Source organism: Caproicibacter sp. BJN0012 (assembly GCF_035986805.1).
Taxonomy (GTDB): Bacteria; Bacillota; Clostridia; order Oscillospirales; family Acutalibacteraceae; genus Caproicibacter.
This window is the reverse complement of the sequence record NZ_CP142518.1, coordinates 2,348,935-2,364,512: the sequence shown is the minus strand read 5'-3', so window position 1 is coordinate 2,364,512 and position 15,578 is coordinate 2,348,935. Positions and strand designations below refer to the sequence as shown.

Here is a 15,578-nt window from a genome sequence, read left to right as displayed (position 1 = left end):
GCATCAGCCTCCGGTATGTGTCAGAATATAGTGGATCCAGACCTCGCAGGCGGCGTCTGTGAAATGAAGGCCCAAGTCGTCCGGGTCGCTGCAGTATTCCCTTTTCAGCGAACCGGTGCCGTCCCGCATCACGGAGGCGACGTCAAGAAAATGCCATCCGTCCTTTTCACAGAATTCGGATACCAATTGGTTGTAGCGTTCGAGATTCGGATTGTTCAGCGTCTTTTTCTGCTTTTCTGGAAGCATGGGGGTCGCGGACTGAATGTAAATCTTGATTCCCGGAACTTGATCGCGGAAGCGCTTTGCCAATATTTCCAGATTTTTTGCCGCGCCCTCCACACCGTAAGGCGCGACATCGTTGATGCCGAGCATCAGATAGACCTTGTCGGCTCCCATTTTGGCCGCGCTGTCTTCCAGCAGGGCCTTGTCTCCGTTGTAATAAGGATGGATGGAATCGGCGCTGAGCGGCTGCAGAGCGTTTCCGCTGCCCATGCTTCCCGCGGCGAGAAAAGCGGCGGTACCGAAAAAGCCCGGTTCGGATTTTCTCTTCTGGGTCACATAGTTTTTCAGCTTCAGCGTAACGGAGTCGCCGACAAAAACCGCGCCGTTCAGGAAAGACTGGTCTTTCTCCGCGCTTTCGGGAACGCAGTTCAGAACCGGCGGCGTATAGGGGGCGGAAGCAGAAGGCATTTTCAGAGAAACGGAAGCGGAACCGGACAACGATGATTCGGAGATAGGATTTAAAGAGGAAGCGTCCTGGCTTTCGGAAGACGCCGCGGCGGAACTGTTGACGGAAGCCGCCGCGGAAGACGAATCGGGGACCGCCATAGTCATGGCCTGTGAGCTTTGACAGCCGGTCAGCAGTCCTGCAATCATCAGGACGGAAAAGGCCCACCGCTGCATTTTCATCCTTCTTTCCCCAGGATATATCTATCCTAGTGTAGTATAGCATAGACTGAAATCCAGTTTCAACCATTGTATCACAATCGTAATAATTATATTATGACGCTTTCCATGGAAATAATTCCCATGGAAAGGCATAAATAAAGGCATGGCTGTTTTCAGCCATGCCGGATGCGGAGAGAGGTTCAATGGTACTGATTGGGGGCCTCGCCCCGCGTGTTCGGACTGCTGGCGCTGGATTCCGGGTCCGTATCCATCAGGCCTCCCAGGGGATACCCTTTAAAATTCAGGCCATCGCCTTGGCCGGAACTCCTTCCGCCGTCCGCGCCGGAGTTTCTTTCCCGGCCCTGCCTGGAATTTCTCCCGCCGGAGCCGCCGCTCCTGTTTTCAAACGTTGCGCATTCCGTTTTGACCTGGCCGCCGTTGACTTCGGTTGTCCGGATATCAATGCGGTCGGCGTTGCAGGACCTGCGTTCGTTGTAGGCGCATTTGGTCACTTCGCAGTGAACGTCGAGAGAGGGATTCGGGGAATCATGGTCGATCGCATTCTGCGGCATCCCGCTGCAGTCTTTTGCATCCATGAAGTTTGCGCAGTAGGTCTGGGTGCTCGCGCTCGCGCGCGGGCCGCCCACCATGATGTCGGGTCTGCAGCAGTTGCGTTGCTTGTTATTGCCGCAGTTTGTCACATCACAGTGTAAATTCGTCATAATACGGCACCTCGGTGTTTAAATTTTTCTTATTATGTGCCGCTGGCGTGGGTTTATTCTTGTCCCGTCCGATTTTCGCGCAGCAGAACCGCGCGGGCGATCAGTTCCTCCGCTCCTGAAATGCCGAAGCAGGAGGAGTCGACGCAGAGATGGTAATTTCCGGTTTCTCCCCATTTTTCGTCCGTGTAAAAATGATAGTATCCCGCGCGCTGTTTATCCTGTTTGGCAACCCAACCCGCCGCGCTTTCCGGCTGAACCCCGTATTCTTTTACGGCGCGTTCTTTGCGGAAGGTGAGGTCGGCGTACAGAAAGACGCTGAACACATTTTCCCTGCCGCGAAGGATGTCGTCGGCGCAGCGGCCGACAATGACGCACGGACCGTTTCCCGCGGCTTCCCGGATCAGTTTTGCCTGCAGCTGGAACAGCCGGTCGTTAACCGGCAACCGGCCTGCCGCCATGGCGCCGCTGTCCACGTAAGGGTAATTTCCCATAATCATTGCGTAAAGAAGGCTGCTCCCGACTTTTTCATCCGCCTGCTCCAGGATCTCGCGGCTCAGTCCGCTTCGTTTTGCCGCTGCCGCGATCAGTTCCCGGTCGTAGAACGGGATGGAAAACCTTTTCGCCAGCCTTCGGCCGATTTCCCTGCCTCCGCTCCCGTATTGTCTTGCAATGGTAATCACGATTTTCACACTGTTTCCCTCCGCTTCCGTCGCACTCGATTCTTTCTATTATATCATGGAATGGAATAAATTGCGCTGGTTTTTTTGTGCACCGGGGATTCTTGACTTTGTCCGGAAAACGGGCTATATTAGGTTTGAATTCGGAAAGGATCCTGAGGATGAACTGCCCAAAAAACAAGGAAAAAGCCGAAATACCGGCCCGAAAGGCCCTGGTTGAATACTGCCTTCGTCTGCCGGGGGCTTACGAGGATTATCCGTTTGACGACGACCCGTCTTCCCCGGATGCGTGGACGGTCATGCGGCACTTGGAGAACCGGAGAAGTTTCGCGCTGATTTTTGAACACGGCGGCATTCTCAACCTCAATTTAAAATGCGATCCCGCCGAGGCCGACTTCCTGCGCGGGGTTTACCGCAGCGTGATCCCGGCGTATCACATGAACAAGGAGCACTGGATCGGCGTGCTGCTGGACGGCAGCGTGCCGGATAAGGAGCTGCGCTCGTGGATTGACGCAAGTTACCGGTGCACGCTCCCAAAGCGGAAAAGAAAGTATTGACAAAAAAAGCAGGACGGAATATAATACTATCAACATAAAAAACCGGCGAGTAAGAGTAGTACTCCGGGTTGACATTTTCCAAAGAGAGCCGCAGGCGGTGGGATTGCGGCGGGACTGTTCCGGACGAATGGACTTATGAGGGCGGGACGAAAGGCGAACGAGCCGAGTAGTGTCCGACGGGATCTTCACCCGTTACCAAGGAAGCGTACATGGTGGTGTATGGAAGAAAGCGGGCGATTTTTCGCCAATGTGGGTGGTACCGCAGGAGTTTAGGCTCTTGTCCCTGTAATTGCAGGGGCAAGGGTTTTTTTATTTTGTTTTACCGACTGAAAGGAGAATTGTCATGGGCAAAATACCGTATCGCCTTACCCTATCCGAGGAGCAGATTCCAAGGCAATGGTACAATTTGCGGGCGGATATGAAGGAGCTTCCCGATCCGATGATCAACCCGGCGACGATGAAGCCGGCGGCGGAAGAGGATCTGTACCCCGTGTTTTGTCAGGAGCTGGCGCATCAGGAAATGGATTCCGGCACGCGCTATGTCGAGATCCCGGAGGAAGTCGTCAATCTTTATAAAATTTACAGGCCGTCCCCGCTGATCCGCGCGTACAATCTGGAGAAGGCTCTGGGGACGCCGGCGAAAATTTATTACAAGTTTGAGGGGAATAATACGTCGGGAAGCCATAAGCTGAATTCCGCGGTGGCGCAGGCGTATTACGCAAAGAAGGAAGGGATGACTTCCCTGACGACCGAGACGGGCGCGGGGCAGTGGGGGACGGCGCTGGCCGAGGCCTGCTCCTATTTCGGAATCCCGCTGACCGTGTTCATGGTCAAGGTTTCCTATCAGCAGAAGCCGTACCGCAAAGACGTGATGCGCACCTTCGGCGCGGAGGTGATTCCGAGCCCGAGCGACAAAACCAACGCCGGGCGCGCGATCCTCGCAAGGGACCCGGAGACCACCGGCAGCCTTGGCTGCGCGATTTCGGAGGCGGTGGAGCGCGCCGTGACCACGAAGGGATGCCGCTATGTGCTCGGCTCGGTTCTGAACCAGGTCCTGCTGCACCAGTCCGTCATCGGCCTGGAATGCGAGACGGCGATGAAACAGATCGGCGAATATCCTGATCTTGTCATCGGCTGCGCGGGCGGCGGCTCCAACCTCGGCGGTTTGATCGCCCCGTTCATGCGCGACAAGCTGACCGGCAGGGCGAATCCGCATTTCATCGCGGTGGAGCCGGCTTCCTGCCCGTCTTTCACGCGCGGGAAATACGCATACGATTTCTGCGACACCGGCAAGGTGACCCCGATGGCGAAAATGTATACGCTCGGCAGCGGGTTCATCCCGTCCGCGAATCACGCGGGCGGACTGCGCTACCACGGCATGTCGCCGATCTTGTCAAAGCTGTACCACGACGGGTATCTGGACGAAGCGCGCGCGGTGGAGCAGAGCAGGGTCTTCGAAGCGGCCGTCTATTTCGCAAAGCATGAGACGATCCTGCCCGCGCCGGAGTCCGCGCACGCAATCCGTGTCGCGATGGACGAGGCGATCCGCTGCAGGGAAAGCGGCGAAAAGAAAACGATTCTGTTCGGACTGACCGGCACCGGTTATTTCGATATGGCGGCCTATTCCTCCTATCTGGACGGGACCATGACGGACACGATTCCGACCGACGAGGAGCTTCAGCGCGGATTTGACAGCCTGCCGAAAATTCCCGGAGTTCAGGAGTAAATAGAAAAACCGCATGAGATTCCGAAAGAGAAGAGGTGGTTCCGATGCCGGACGGCTGGTGGCGAACATATAATTTTATTTCTTGTTTACTCAATTTTATTTTCAGAAGGGGATTCGTCATGAAAAACATCAGTAAAAAAATCGTTGCGGCAGCTCTCGCCGTTCTTGTCTCCGGCGCGCTCGGCGCCTGTTCCGCTTCCGGCTCCGCATCTTCCGCGGCCGGAACTTCGTCCGCGTCTTCCGTGACGCCGGCATCTTCCGGTTCTGCGGCAAAGGCGGCGAAGAGCATCGGAATCATCGAGTACGCGGTCAACGCGTCGCTTGACAACTGCCATACCGGCTTTATGAAAGGCCTGGAGGAATCAGGCTACAAAGAGGGCGAAAACCTGACCGTCGATTTTCAGAATGCGCAGGCGGACGCGAATAACGCGAAAACGATCGCGCAGACGATGGTCGCTAAAAAATACGATATGGTGATGGGCATCGCGACCCCGGCGGCGATGGCGCTGTACGGCGCCGCGAAGTCGACGGATATTCCGACGATTTTCACATCGGTCAACGACCCGGTCGCCTCTGGAATCGTGAAGTCGCTGGAAAAGCCCGGCGTCAACTGCACCGGCTCTTCGGACGTTCTGCCTCTGGAAGATCAGCTCAAGCTGATCCGCGCGTTCCTGCCGAACGCGAAGAAGATCGGCGTGCTGCACACGACCAGCGAGCCGAACTCCACGGCCTGCCTGAAGAAATTCCAGAGCCTTGCGCCGAAATACGGGTTTGAGGTGGTCGAAATCGGCGTGACGGGCTCCTCCGACGTGGAACCGTCTGTCAAAACACTGATCTCCAAAGGCGTTGACTGCATCAATAACTTTACGGACAACAACGTCGTCAATCACCTTCCCGGCTTGCTTCAGGCAGCGAACGAGGCCAAGATCCCGATCTTTGGTTCCGAGGTGGAACAGGTCAAGGACGGCTGCCTCGCCTCCGTGAGCATCGACTTCGTCGCACTGGGAGAAGAAACCGGAAAGATGGCCGCGAAAGTATTGGATGGAACGGCGGATCCGGCGACGACGCCGGTCTATACCGTCGATTTCGGCAAACCGGTTTATAACGAAAAGGTGATGAAGCAGCTGGGGATATCTCTTCCCAAAGACTACTCCAATGCGGAAAACGTTGCCGAATAACAGCCGGCGGAAAAGAGAGGGACCGATGGTATGAGTGTGTTTCTGGGACTTCTGACCGGCGTGCTGCAGGAGGGCTTTGTCTACGGCATCATGGCGCTCGGAATCTACGTGACCTATCAGGTGCTGAATTTTCCGGACCTTTCGGTGGAGGGCACGTTCCCGCTCGGTTCCTGTGTGGCCGGAGTGATGATCTCCGCTGGATTGAGCCCTTGGCTGGCCTGCCTTGCGGCGTTTGCCTGCGGGGCGGCGGCGGGGGGCGTGACGGGTCTGCTGCATGTCAAGCTGCACATCACCGACCTGCTCTCCGGAATTCTGGTGATGACGGCGCTGTGGAGCGTCAACCTGGCGGTTACCTCAGGCAGTGCGGTCGCGCCGTTTTACAACCAGCCGACCGTTTACACCGTCGGTCTTGCGGCGCTGATCCCGGATTCATACAACAGCCTGCGCGCGCTTGCCGTGGCGTTCGTATTCTGCGTTCTTGTTAAGCTTTTGCTCGACGAATATTTAAAAACAAAGTCCGGCCTTTTGCTGCGCGCTGCGGGGAATAACTCCCGGTATGTCGTGTCGCTGGGAAAAGATCCGGGCGATATGAAGATCCTCGGCCTGATGCTGGGCAACGGCCTGGCGGCGCTTTCGGGCTGTATCCTCTGCCAGCGGGAAGAGTCCGCCGATATCTACAGCGGGACAGGGATGATCGTGCTTGGGCTTGCGGCCGTCATTGTGGGGGTCAATATTTTTTCCGGACTGAAGTTTTTGCGGCCCACAACGGCGGTGGTTCTGGGCGCGGTTCTATACCGCGGGGTGCTGGTCGCCGCTTTGCAGATGGGCTTGCCAACCAACTACATGAAGCTTTTAATGTCGGTGCTGCTCACCGCTGTTCTGGTCGCATACGAAACGGGGAGGAGAAAGAAGCATGTCATCAGAAATCAGGTCTGAAACCGGCGCTCCCCTGCTGGAAGTGTGCCATATTGATAAAACCTTCAACAGCGGTTCGGTCAGTGAAATCAAATTGTTTGAGGATTTCAATCTGTCCGTCGGCCGCGGGCGGTTTGTCTGCATCATCGGCAGCAACGGTTCCGGCAAAACGACCCTTTTGAATCTGGTGTGCGGCGGCGAAACGCCGGACGGGGGGCGGATTCTGCTCGGCGGAAAAGACATTACCCATGAGCCGGAGCATGTCCGTTCCCGGCGGATCGGCCGCGTGTTTCAGGACCCGGCTCTGGGAACCTGCCCGCAGCTGACGATTCTGGAAAATCTGTCGCTCGCCGATCACAAGGGAAAACGGTACGGCCTTTCGCGCGGCGTCAGCCGGAAAAAGATCGATGAATACCGGTCGAGGCTGGAGCTGCTGAGGCTTGGGTTGGAAGATCAGCTCGACCTGCCGGTCGCGAACCTTTCGGGCGGCCAGCGGCAGGCACTCTCTCTTCTGATCTGCACGATGACGCCGATCGACCTTCTGATTCTCGACGAGCACACTGCGGCGCTCGATCCGTCCTCCAGCGAAAACGTGATGGGGCTGACGCGGAAGCTGGTGCGCGAAAAACGGATCACGGTGATGATGGTGACCCACAACCTCCGCTTTGCCTTGGCCTACGGCGACCGGCTTGTGATGATGCACCGCGGGAAAACGGTTCTCGATGTCTGCGACGGGGAAAAAGACGCGCTGGAGCTCCGCGATCTGACCGACCGATTCAATGAGATCAGCATTGAAGACGGAAACGATTTGTGACTTCGACGGAAAAAAACTGCGAAAAAACTTGACACCGCGCTGTTTCTACGGTACAATACCAATTAAATTGAATCACGGAATGCGTTGATAGGGATCAAAGCGTCTGCATTTGAGTTTCAGAGAGCCGTTGTTTGCTGCGAAACGGTGCCGGGCAGATGTATAACTCACCTTAGAGCAGTCCGCCGAAAGGTTTTGTATACCCAGTAGAGCGGAACGGCCTCTCCCCGTTAAAGGAGAACTGCATTGTTGGATGCAGGCCGAGTGGGCATTTTGAAAAATGCCAACAAAGAGTGGTACCGCGACAGGATTTCACCGTCGTCTCTTTTGAGACGGCGGTGTTTTTTGTTTTTCCCCGATTCTGCAAATCGTGATGAAATCATTTCGAATGATGGAGGTAATCGTATGTCGGAGTCCATGAGAAGAATCAAGATTTTTGACACAACCCTGCGCGACGGCGAGCAGAGCCCCGGGTGCAGCATGAATCTGGGGGAAAAACTGGAAATGGCGGCACAGCTGGAGGAATTGGGAGTTGATATCATCGAGGCGGGTTTCGCCGTCTCTTCTCCGGAAGACTTTGAATCTGTGCGGCAGATTTCGGCACTATTACAAAAAACGACGGTGGCGAGCCTGGCGCGTGCGACAAAATCGGACATCGACGTCGCTTTCGATGCCGTAAAAGAGGCAAAAAAGCCGCGCATTCACGTGTTCCTGGCGAGCTCCGATATTCACCTGCAGCACAAGCTGCACATGACAAGGGAAGAAATGCTCAGGCAGACCGCCGAGATGGTCCGTTACGCAAAGGGCCTTGTGGAGGACATCGAGTTTTCCGCGGAAGACGCGAGCCGCACGGATTGGAATTTTCTCGTGAAGGTCTATGAAACGGCGATTGCCAGCGGGGCGAACGTGATCAATGTGCCGGACACAGTGGGTTATGTGACTCCAAACGAGATGTTCCATTTGATTTCGTATCTGAAGGCAAATGTAAAGGGAATCGATGACGCGGAAATTTCCGTACACTGCCACAATGATCTCGGCATGGCGGTCGCGAATTCACTGGCCTCCGTGCAGGCGGGGGCAGAACAGGTGGAATGCACGGTCAACGGCATCGGGGAGAGGGCCGGGAACGCTTCCATGGAGGAGGTCGTCATGGCGCTGCGCACCCGGCAGTCGTATTATGATGCCGCGGCGGGCGTGGATACGACAAAGATTTATAAATCCTGCAAGAAACTTTCCGCGATCACCGGTGTTCCGATCGGTCCGACCAAGCCGGTCGTGGGCGCAAACGCCTTCGCGCATGAAGCGGGCATCCACCAGCACGGCGTTTTAAACGACCGGCTGACCTATGAGATCATGACGCCGGAAAGCGTGGGAATTTCTCACAACACGATGGTTCTGGGCAAGCATTCCGGCCGGCATGCATTTGATGAGAGGCTGAAATCTCTCGGTTATACCCTTTCGGCGGAGGCCCTTGCGGAGGCGTTCGCCGACTTTAAAAAGCTGGCGGATTTAAAGAAAAACGTGACGGACCGGGACCTGGAAGCCCTGCTTTCCGGAGCGGAAAAGATGGAGCTGGAAGAAATTTACTCGCTGGAATCTTATGTGGTCAACACGAGTTCCGTCAATTCCGCTTCCGCGATGGTGAAACTGGGCGTGAAACACCCGGACGGCAAAAAAATTGTGGAAGGGACCGGCATTGGGTCCGGTCCGGTCAACGCCGCGCTCTCCGCCATCGACACGGTGACGGGAAAGGGATACACGCTGGAGAATTTTTCAATTCAGGCCGTGACGGAGGGGGACGACGCGCTCGGAGAAGTCGTCGTCCGGCTGAAAAATTCCAATGGGACGATTGTCAGCGGCAGGGGAGTGAACGTCGACATCATCGGCGCGAGCCTTCAGGCGTATGTCAACGCGCTGAACCGTATGGAAGCGCGGATGGAATAAGGGGGAATCAAAAATGGCAATGACAATGACGCAGAAAATTCTGGCGGATCACGCGGGCCTTTCGGAGGTGCGCGCGGGGCAGCTGATCCGCGCGAAAGTGGATCTGGTTCTCGGCAACGACATCACGACTCCCGTCGCGATTAACGAGTTTGAAAAGCACAAACTCGAAAAGGTGTTCAACGGGGACAAAATCGCGATCGTGCTGGACCATTTCACGCCGAACAAAGACATCAAGGCGGCGGAGCAGTCCAAACAGTGCCGCGAGTTTGCGAGATGCCAGCGCATCACCCATTTTTACGATGTCGGCGACATGGGGATCGAACACGCGCTTCTGCCGGAAAAAGGGCTGGTCGCCGCGGGAGAGGCCGTCATCGGGGCGGATTCCCACACCTGCACCTACGGGGCCCTCGGCGCGTTTTCCACCGGGGTCGGCTCCACCGACATGGCCGCCGGCATGGCGACGGGCGAATGCTGGTTCAAGGTCCCGTCCGCCCTTCGGGTGCGCCTGACGGGAAAACCGTCCAGATGGATCGGGGGAAAGGACGTGGTGCTGGCTCTGATCGGAAAGATCGGAGTGGAGGGCGCGCGGTACAAATCCCTTGAATTCACGGGGGAAGGCGTTGCCTGTCTATCTATGGACGACCGCTTTGCCGTCGCAAACATGGCGATCGAGGCGGGAGCCAAAAACGGCATTTTCCCCGTGGACGAAAAAACAGAAGAGTATATGAAGGGGCGCGTGAACCGCGATTACAAAATCTACGAGCCGGATCCGGATGCGGAATACGATGAGACGGTTGAAATCGACTTGTCGGAGCTTCGCCCGATCGTTGCATGTCCGCACCTTCCGTCAAATACCAGGACGGCTGATGAGGTAAAAAATGTGAAGATCGATCAGGTGGTGATCGGTTCCTGCACCAACGGCAGGCTGAGCGACCTGAAAATCGCCGCAGAGCTGATGAAGGGAAGAAAGGTCGCGGAAGATGTCCGCGTGATCGTCATTCCTGCAACACAGCATATTTACCGGGAAGCGATGAAACTCGGATATCTTGATACCTTCGTCGAAGCCGGCTGTGCCGTGTCCACGCCGACCTGCGGGCCGTGCCTCGGCGGGCACATGGGCATCCTGGCGAAGGGGGAGCGCGCCGTTGCGACGACAAACCGGAACTTTGTCGGAAGAATGGGACACCCGGAATCCGAGGTTTACCTCGCCGGACCGGCCGTCGCCGCGGCTTCCGCAATTTTTGGAAGAATCGCATCACCGGAAGAACTGGAACAGGAGGAGAATTGAAATGCAGGCAAACGGAACAGTTTTTGTCTATGGCGACAACGTCGATACGGATGTGATTATCCCGGCCCGCTATCTGAACAGCTCCGATCCGAAGGATCTCGCAGCGCACTGCATGGAGGACATCGATGCCTCTTTCACGAAGAAAGTCCATCCGGGTGACATCATTATCGGCGGCAGCAATTTCGGCTGCGGCTCTTCCCGCGAACACGCGCCGCTCGCCATTAAATCGAGCGGTGTCTCCTGCGTGATCGCCAGGAGCTTCGCCCGGATCTTTTACCGCAACTCGATCAACATCGGCCTAGCGATCCTCGAATGCCCCCAGGCCGCTGAGAAGATCCGGCAGGGGGACCAAATCTCCGTGGATTTCGACACCGGCGTGATTGCAAACAAAACCAGGAACGAAACCTATCAGGCGGAGCCGTTCCCGGAGTTTATCCGGAATATCATCCATGCCGACGGACTGCTGAATTCGTTAAGCAAATGATTCATAAATAAAGGGGGCAATAGAATGGAAAAAACCATCGTATTGTTTCGGGGAGACGGCATCGGACCGGAAATCGTGGACGGTGCCGTTACAGTCCTGAAAAGAGTGGAGGAAAAGTTCGGACATCGGTTCCGCATGGAGCCGGCCCTGCTCGGCGGCGCGTCGATCGACGACTGCGGCAAGCCGCTGACGGAGGAGACGATCGCGGTCTGCAAACAGGCCGACGCGGTCCTGCTCGGCGCGGTGGGCGGTCCCAAGTGGGATCCGATTCCCGCAGAAAAACGCCCGGAGCGCGGGCTTCTCGGAATTCGAAAGGCGCTGGGGCTTTATGCGAATCTGCGTCCGGCCTATCTTTATAAAGAACTGTCCGGGGCATGTCCGCTGAAGGAGGATCGTGTCGCGGAGGGGATCGACCTGATGATGGTGCGCGAACTGACGGGCGGCATCTATTTTGGAAAGCGCGAAACGGTGACGAAGGAAAACGGAAAAAGATCCGCGGTTGACCGCATGGAATACAGTGAGGAGGAGATCGAGCGCATCGGGGAGATCGCTTTCAAACAGGCGATGATGCGCCGGAAGAAGCTGGTCAGCGTCGACAAAGCCAACGTGCTGGACACCTCGCGCCTGTGGCGGAATGTGATGCACCGCCTGAGCGGGCAGTACCCGGAGGTCGAATACCGTGACCAACTGGTGGACAGCGCCGCCATGCAGCTTGTATCCGATCCGGGGCAGTTTGACGTGATCGTAACGGAGAACATGTTCGGCGATATTCTTTCCGACGAGGCGAGCATGGCCGCCGGTTCGATCGGGATGCTGCCTTCCGCCTCGCTTGGTGACGGAACCCGCGGCCTCTACGAGCCGATCCACGGTTCCGCTCCGGACATCGCGGGACAGGATGCAGCGAATCCGCTGGCGACAATTCTTTCCGCCGCCATGATGCTGCGCATTTCGTTCAAAATGGACGAGGAGGCCCGTGCGGTGGAGGCGGCGGTCCAGTCGGCCCTGAGCAGCGGCTGCCGCACCCGCGATATTGCCGCGCAGGGACAGGCCGTAATCGGCTGCAGGCGGATGTCTCAGATCGTTGCCGAAGCCGTTTGAGGCTTCGTCCAGTAATGCCGAACACAGAAAGCGGGATGGCAAAGGGCCATCCCGCTTTCTGTGTCAGTAAAACAACTAAAAAATGCTTGACATCTGCGCCGGCATTGCATATAATAGAATTAACATAAACATATAAATTATGTATGAATACTATGAAATAAATTTTAGGAGTGATTATCAATGAAAATTGCCAAGAACCTGACGGAGCTGATCGGAAATACGCCTCTGCTCGAGCTGTCCAATTTCGAGAGTGAAAAGGGCCTGCAAGCCAAGGTTGCCGCAAAGCTGGAATCCTTCAACCCGCTTTCGTCCGTCAAGGACCGGGTCGGCTACGCGTTGATCAAAGACGCGGAGGAAAAGGGGCTGATCGACAAGGATACCACCCTGATTGAGCCGACCAGCGGCAATACGGGCGTGGGCCTTGCCTTTGTCGCCGCCGCGAAAGGCTATCGCCTGATCCTGACCATGCCGGAAACCATGAGCCTGGAGCGCCGCCGTCTGGTAGGGGCGCTGGGTGCGGAACTGGTTCTGACCGAAGGGGCCAAGGGGATGAAGGGCGCGATCGAAAAAGCCAATGAGCTGCATGAGCAGATTAAAAACTCGCTGATTCCGGGGCAGTTCGTCAACCCGGCGAATCCCGAAATGCATCGCAGGACGACCGGCGAAGAAATCTGGAGGGACACGGACGGAAAAGTCGATATTTTTGTAGCCGGAATCGGCACCGGCGGAACGGTGACGGGGGCGGGGCGCGCTTTGAAAGCGCACAACCCGGAGGTCAAGGTCGTCGGCGTCGAGCCGGCGGGCTCTCCGGTCATTTCCCAGGGCAAACCGGGGCCGCACAAGATTCAGGGCATCGGCGCCGGATTTATCCCGGAAACGCTCGACGTCAAGCTGCTGGATGAAGTGCTGACGGTCACAAACGAGGATGCTTATGCGACTACGGCGCATCTGGCGCGGAGCGAAGGGCTGCTTGTCGGCATTTCTTCCGGAGCGGCCGTGTTTGCCGCCGCTCAGCTGGCACAGCGGCCGGAAAACAGCGGAAAGCTGATTGTCGCCCTTCTGCCGGATACAGGAGAGCGTTACCTTTCCACCGGAGTCTTTGACTGATTTTTATCTGAGCTTTCAGGAAAATGAGGGCGGACGGTTGTCCGCCCCCGTTTTTTTTGCTATGATACTGATATACTAAAAACCGGGAGGTGGATTAAATTGCGGATTTCCGTCATCGGCTGCGGCCGCTGGGGCGGCTTTCTGGCGTGGTATCTGGACAGTATCGGGCACCGGGTCACGCTGTACGGCCGGGAAGGGTCCCAAAGGCTTGCCGCTTTCCGGCAAAGCGGAACGAACGGGCTTGTCAGCCTGAACAACCGTGTCGCGCTGACTTCAGACCTTGGGGAAGCGGTGGAATCTGAGATCCTGATCATATCCGTCGGCGCGCAGTCGTTTCGTTCTTTGATGGGTCAGCTGGCTTCCTATCACCTTGAGAAAAAGACCGCTGTTCTCTGCATGAAGGGTTTGGAATCGGGAACGGGAAAGCGTCTGACGCAGATCTTTGAGGAGTATCAGCCGGGAACGCCGGTCGCCATTTGGGTCGGGCCGGGCCACGTTCAGGATTTTACACGCGGCATTCCAAATTGCATGGTTATCGACAGCCGCTCCATGCAGGTGAAAAAAAATCTGGTTGAAGCGTTTTCCAGCGAACTGATCCGATTTTATTATGGCGACGACCTGCTCGGCAACGAGATCGGCGCGGCCTCCAAAAACGTGATCGGCATTGCCGCCGGCATGTTGGACGGCCTGAACAAAACGGCGCTCAAGGGTGCCCTGATGTCGCGCGGCACGAGGGAGATCGCCCGCCTGATCCGGAAGATGGGCGGCAACGAAATCACGGCTTACGGCCTTGCGCATCTGGGGGATTACGAGGCCACCGTATTTTCTCCGTACAGCCATAACCGGCGCTTCGGCGAGCTGTTTGTCCGCGGGGAAAATTACGGAGAGCTGGCGGAGGGGGTCGAAACCACAAAGGCAATGCTGATCCTTGGAAGGCAATATCAGGAAGAGCTCCCCATCAGCGACGCGGTCGACCGGGTGATCAACAAAGGAGAAGAGCCGAACCGGGTCCTTTCCGACCTGTTTCTGCGCAGCATCAAAATGGAATTTTAGTTGACAAATTTAGTATAGAATCTTAGAATAGGAAAGAAGTCCGTACGTTGTACAAAGGAGTTATTTGATATGAGTGAAGAAAGCTGCAGCCATGATTGTTCCTCCTGCGGGGAATCGTGCCCGTCGCGCGAAAATCCGCAGAGTTTTATTGAAAAGCCGAACGCGCAGAGCAAAATCGGCCGCGTGATCGGCGTTGTCAGCGGAAAGGGCGGAGTGGGAAAAAGCCTGGTGACTTCCCTTCTCGCCGTTGGCCTCAACCGGAGGGGATATCACACCGGAGTTTTGGACGCGGATGTGACCGGCCCCTCCATCCCCAAGATCTTCGGCGTCCATCAGCAGGCGCTGGGGAATGAAAAGGGAATTGTACCGGTGAAAACCAGCACGGGAATCGACATTATCTCCGTCAACCTGCTGCTGGAGGATGAAAACGCGCCCGTCGTATGGCGCGGCCCGATCATTGCGAACGTGGTCAAGCAGTTCTGGACGGACGTAATCTGGAAAGACGTGGACTATCTGTTTGTCGATATGCCTCCGGGAACCGGAGACGTCCCGCTGACGGTGTTTCAGTCGATCCCTCTGGATGGGATCGTCATTGTAACCTCACCGCAGGAGCTTGTCTCCATGATCGTTTCCAAGGCGGTTTCCATGGCGAAAATGATGAAGGTTCCGATTATCGGCATTGTGGAGAACATGAGTTATATCAAATGTCCGGACTGCGGAAAGGAGATTTCTGTTTTTGGGGAAAGCCATGTGGAGCAGACGGCGGAGAAATTCGGCCTGAAGGTGCTGGGCAGGTGCCCGCTGGACCCCCGGATCGCCGCCGAATGCGACGCCGGAGAGGCGGAAAAGATCGAGGCCCCGTGGCTTTCGGGCGCCGCCGATGCGGTGGAACATCTGAAACAGGATTGAATTTATTCTGAATCAAGTCCGCTTTTCCAGTCGGGGAGGCGGACTTATTATTTTCTCATTCAATCACTGATTGACAAATCGCTTCGACAAGTGAATAATAGTAAAAGACGGTTATTTGATCAAAACAGGAAGAAGGCGCTGCAGTGGAGCCGGTTGATTATTGCGAAGTATTGGCAGCTTTTAGAAGAATCAGAAGAGTACGCGCTTTTTTCACTTCGCGG

General features: G+C 56.2%; 15 protein-coding genes and 2 other annotated features. Of the genes, 12 read left to right on the top strand and 3 right to left on the bottom strand.

The annotated features are described in order from the left end of the window. Nucleotides 1–3: 3 nt before the first annotated feature. The 3 genes from VA597_RS11410 to VA597_RS11400 all read right to left on the bottom strand — a co-directional run bounded on the left by VA597_RS11410 (nt 4) and on the right by VA597_RS11400 (nt 2,299). On the bottom strand, nt 4–909 hold the full coding sequence (locus VA597_RS11410; RefSeq protein WP_128742999.1) for a GDSL-type esterase/lipase family protein: 906 nt from the start codon (nt 907–909) through the stop codon (nt 4–6). Between the two features lie 179 nt (nt 910–1,088). Further along, nucleotides 1,089–1,610 (bottom strand): DUF1540 domain-containing protein, encoded by a 522-nt coding sequence (locus tag VA597_RS11405; RefSeq protein WP_128742997.1) that lies wholly within the window; start codon nt 1,608–1,610, stop codon nt 1,089–1,091. A gap of 53 nt (nt 1,611–1,663) precedes the next feature. Next, nucleotides 1,664–2,299, bottom strand: coding sequence for a cytidylate kinase-like family protein (locus VA597_RS11400; protein WP_128742995.1), 636 nt, complete (start codon nt 2,297–2,299; stop codon nt 1,664–1,666). A 125-nt stretch (nt 2,300–2,424) separates the two neighbouring features. Between VA597_RS11400 and VA597_RS11395 the strand changes: the two genes are divergently transcribed. The 12 genes from VA597_RS11395 (at nt 2,425) to VA597_RS11340 (ending at nt 15,357) form a co-directional block, all read left to right on the top strand. Next, nucleotides 2,425–2,844 (top strand): MmcQ/YjbR family DNA-binding protein, encoded by a 420-nt coding sequence (locus VA597_RS11395; RefSeq protein ID WP_326974595.1) that lies wholly within the window; start codon nt 2,425–2,427, stop codon nt 2,842–2,844. A gap of 36 nt (nt 2,845–2,880) precedes the next feature. Beyond that, nucleotides 2,881–3,132, top strand: a binding site (T-box leader). Between the two features lie 55 nt (nt 3,133–3,187). Next, nucleotides 3,188–4,570: a TrpB-like pyridoxal phosphate-dependent enzyme gene (locus VA597_RS11390; protein WP_128742991.1), complete on the top strand. Its 1,383-nt coding sequence runs from the start codon at nt 3,188–3,190 to the stop codon at nt 4,568–4,570. Between the two features lie 119 nt (nt 4,571–4,689). Further along, nucleotides 4,690–5,748 carry an ABC transporter substrate-binding protein gene (locus tag VA597_RS11385; protein WP_128742989.1) on the top strand — a complete coding sequence of 353 codons (1,059 nt, stop codon included), beginning with the start codon at nt 4,690–4,692 and terminating at the stop codon, nt 5,746–5,748. Nucleotides 5,749–5,778: 30 nt separating this feature from the next. After that, the gene (locus VA597_RS11380; RefSeq protein WP_128742987.1) at nt 5,779–6,684 is read left to right on the top strand and encodes an ABC transporter permease; all 906 of its coding nucleotides are present in this window, start codon (nt 5,779–5,781) and stop codon (nt 6,682–6,684) included. Beyond that, nucleotides 6,662–7,477 carry an ABC transporter ATP-binding protein gene (locus tag VA597_RS11375; RefSeq protein WP_442861461.1) on the top strand — a complete coding sequence of 272 codons (816 nt, stop codon included), beginning with the start codon at nt 6,662–6,664 and terminating at the stop codon, nt 7,475–7,477. Before VA597_RS11380 ends, VA597_RS11375 begins: the two co-directional genes overlap by 23 nt. Nucleotides 7,478–7,552: 75 nt before the next feature. Further along, nucleotides 7,553–7,803: a binding site (T-box leader), on the top strand. A gap of 76 nt (nt 7,804–7,879) precedes the next feature. Next, entirely contained in the window at nt 7,880–9,418 is a 1,539-nt protein-coding gene (locus tag VA597_RS11370) for a 2-isopropylmalate synthase (protein WP_243112495.1), read from the top strand. A 13-nt stretch (nt 9,419–9,431) separates the two neighbouring features. Next, nucleotides 9,432–10,706: a 3-isopropylmalate dehydratase large subunit gene (gene leuC / locus VA597_RS11365; protein WP_128742985.1), complete on the top strand. Its 1,275-nt coding sequence runs from the start codon at nt 9,432–9,434 to the stop codon at nt 10,704–10,706. A gap of 1 nt (nt 10,707) precedes the next feature. Further along, the gene (leuD, locus tag VA597_RS11360) at nt 10,708–11,190 is read left to right on the top strand and encodes a 3-isopropylmalate dehydratase small subunit (RefSeq protein WP_128742983.1); all 483 of its coding nucleotides are present in this window, start codon (nt 10,708–10,710) and stop codon (nt 11,188–11,190) included. A gap of 24 nt (nt 11,191–11,214) precedes the next feature. After that, entirely contained in the window at nt 11,215–12,288 is a 1,074-nt protein-coding gene (leuB, locus tag VA597_RS11355; RefSeq protein WP_128742981.1) for a 3-isopropylmalate dehydrogenase, read from the top strand. A gap of 180 nt (nt 12,289–12,468) precedes the next feature. After that, nucleotides 12,469–13,395, top strand: coding sequence for a cysteine synthase A (gene cysK / locus VA597_RS11350; RefSeq protein WP_128742979.1), 927 nt, complete (start codon nt 12,469–12,471; stop codon nt 13,393–13,395). A 99-nt stretch (nt 13,396–13,494) separates the two neighbouring features. Next, nucleotides 13,495–14,448: an NAD(P)H-dependent glycerol-3-phosphate dehydrogenase gene (locus VA597_RS11345; RefSeq protein WP_128742978.1), complete on the top strand. Its 954-nt coding sequence runs from the start codon at nt 13,495–13,497 to the stop codon at nt 14,446–14,448. Nucleotides 14,449–14,517: 69 nt separating this feature from the next. Further along, nucleotides 14,518–15,357: an Mrp/NBP35 family ATP-binding protein gene (locus VA597_RS11340; protein WP_128742976.1), complete on the top strand. Its 840-nt coding sequence runs from the start codon at nt 14,518–14,520 to the stop codon at nt 15,355–15,357. Nucleotides 15,358–15,578: the final 221 nt, after the last annotated feature.

Coding starts and splice junctions, on each gene's coding strand:
- VA597_RS11410 (WP_128742999.1), bottom strand. CDS start 909: ATGAAAATGCAGCGGTGGGCCTTTTCCGTCCTGATGATTGCAGGACTG.
- VA597_RS11405 (WP_128742997.1), bottom strand. CDS start 1,610: ATGACGAATTTACACTGTGATGTGACAAACTGCGGCAATAACAAGCAA.
- VA597_RS11390 (WP_128742991.1), top strand. CDS start 3,188: ATGGGCAAAATACCGTATCGCCTTACCCTATCCGAGGAGCAGATTCCA.
- VA597_RS11385 (WP_128742989.1), top strand. CDS start 4,690: ATGAAAAACATCAGTAAAAAAATCGTTGCGGCAGCTCTCGCCGTTCTT.
- VA597_RS11380 (WP_128742987.1), top strand. CDS start 5,779: ATGAGTGTGTTTCTGGGACTTCTGACCGGCGTGCTGCAGGAGGGCTTT.
- VA597_RS11375 (WP_442861461.1), top strand. CDS start 6,662: ATGTCATCAGAAATCAGGTCTGAAACCGGCGCTCCCCTGCTGGAAGTG.
- VA597_RS11370 (WP_243112495.1), top strand. CDS start 7,880: ATGTCGGAGTCCATGAGAAGAATCAAGATTTTTGACACAACCCTGCGC.
- leuC (WP_128742985.1), top strand. CDS start 9,432: ATGGCAATGACAATGACGCAGAAAATTCTGGCGGATCACGCGGGCCTT.
- leuD (WP_128742983.1), top strand. CDS start 10,708: ATGCAGGCAAACGGAACAGTTTTTGTCTATGGCGACAACGTCGATACG.
- leuB (WP_128742981.1), top strand. CDS start 11,215: ATGGAAAAAACCATCGTATTGTTTCGGGGAGACGGCATCGGACCGGAA.
- cysK (WP_128742979.1), top strand. CDS start 12,469: ATGAAAATTGCCAAGAACCTGACGGAGCTGATCGGAAATACGCCTCTG.
- VA597_RS11340 (WP_128742976.1), top strand. CDS start 14,518: ATGAGTGAAGAAAGCTGCAGCCATGATTGTTCCTCCTGCGGGGAATCG.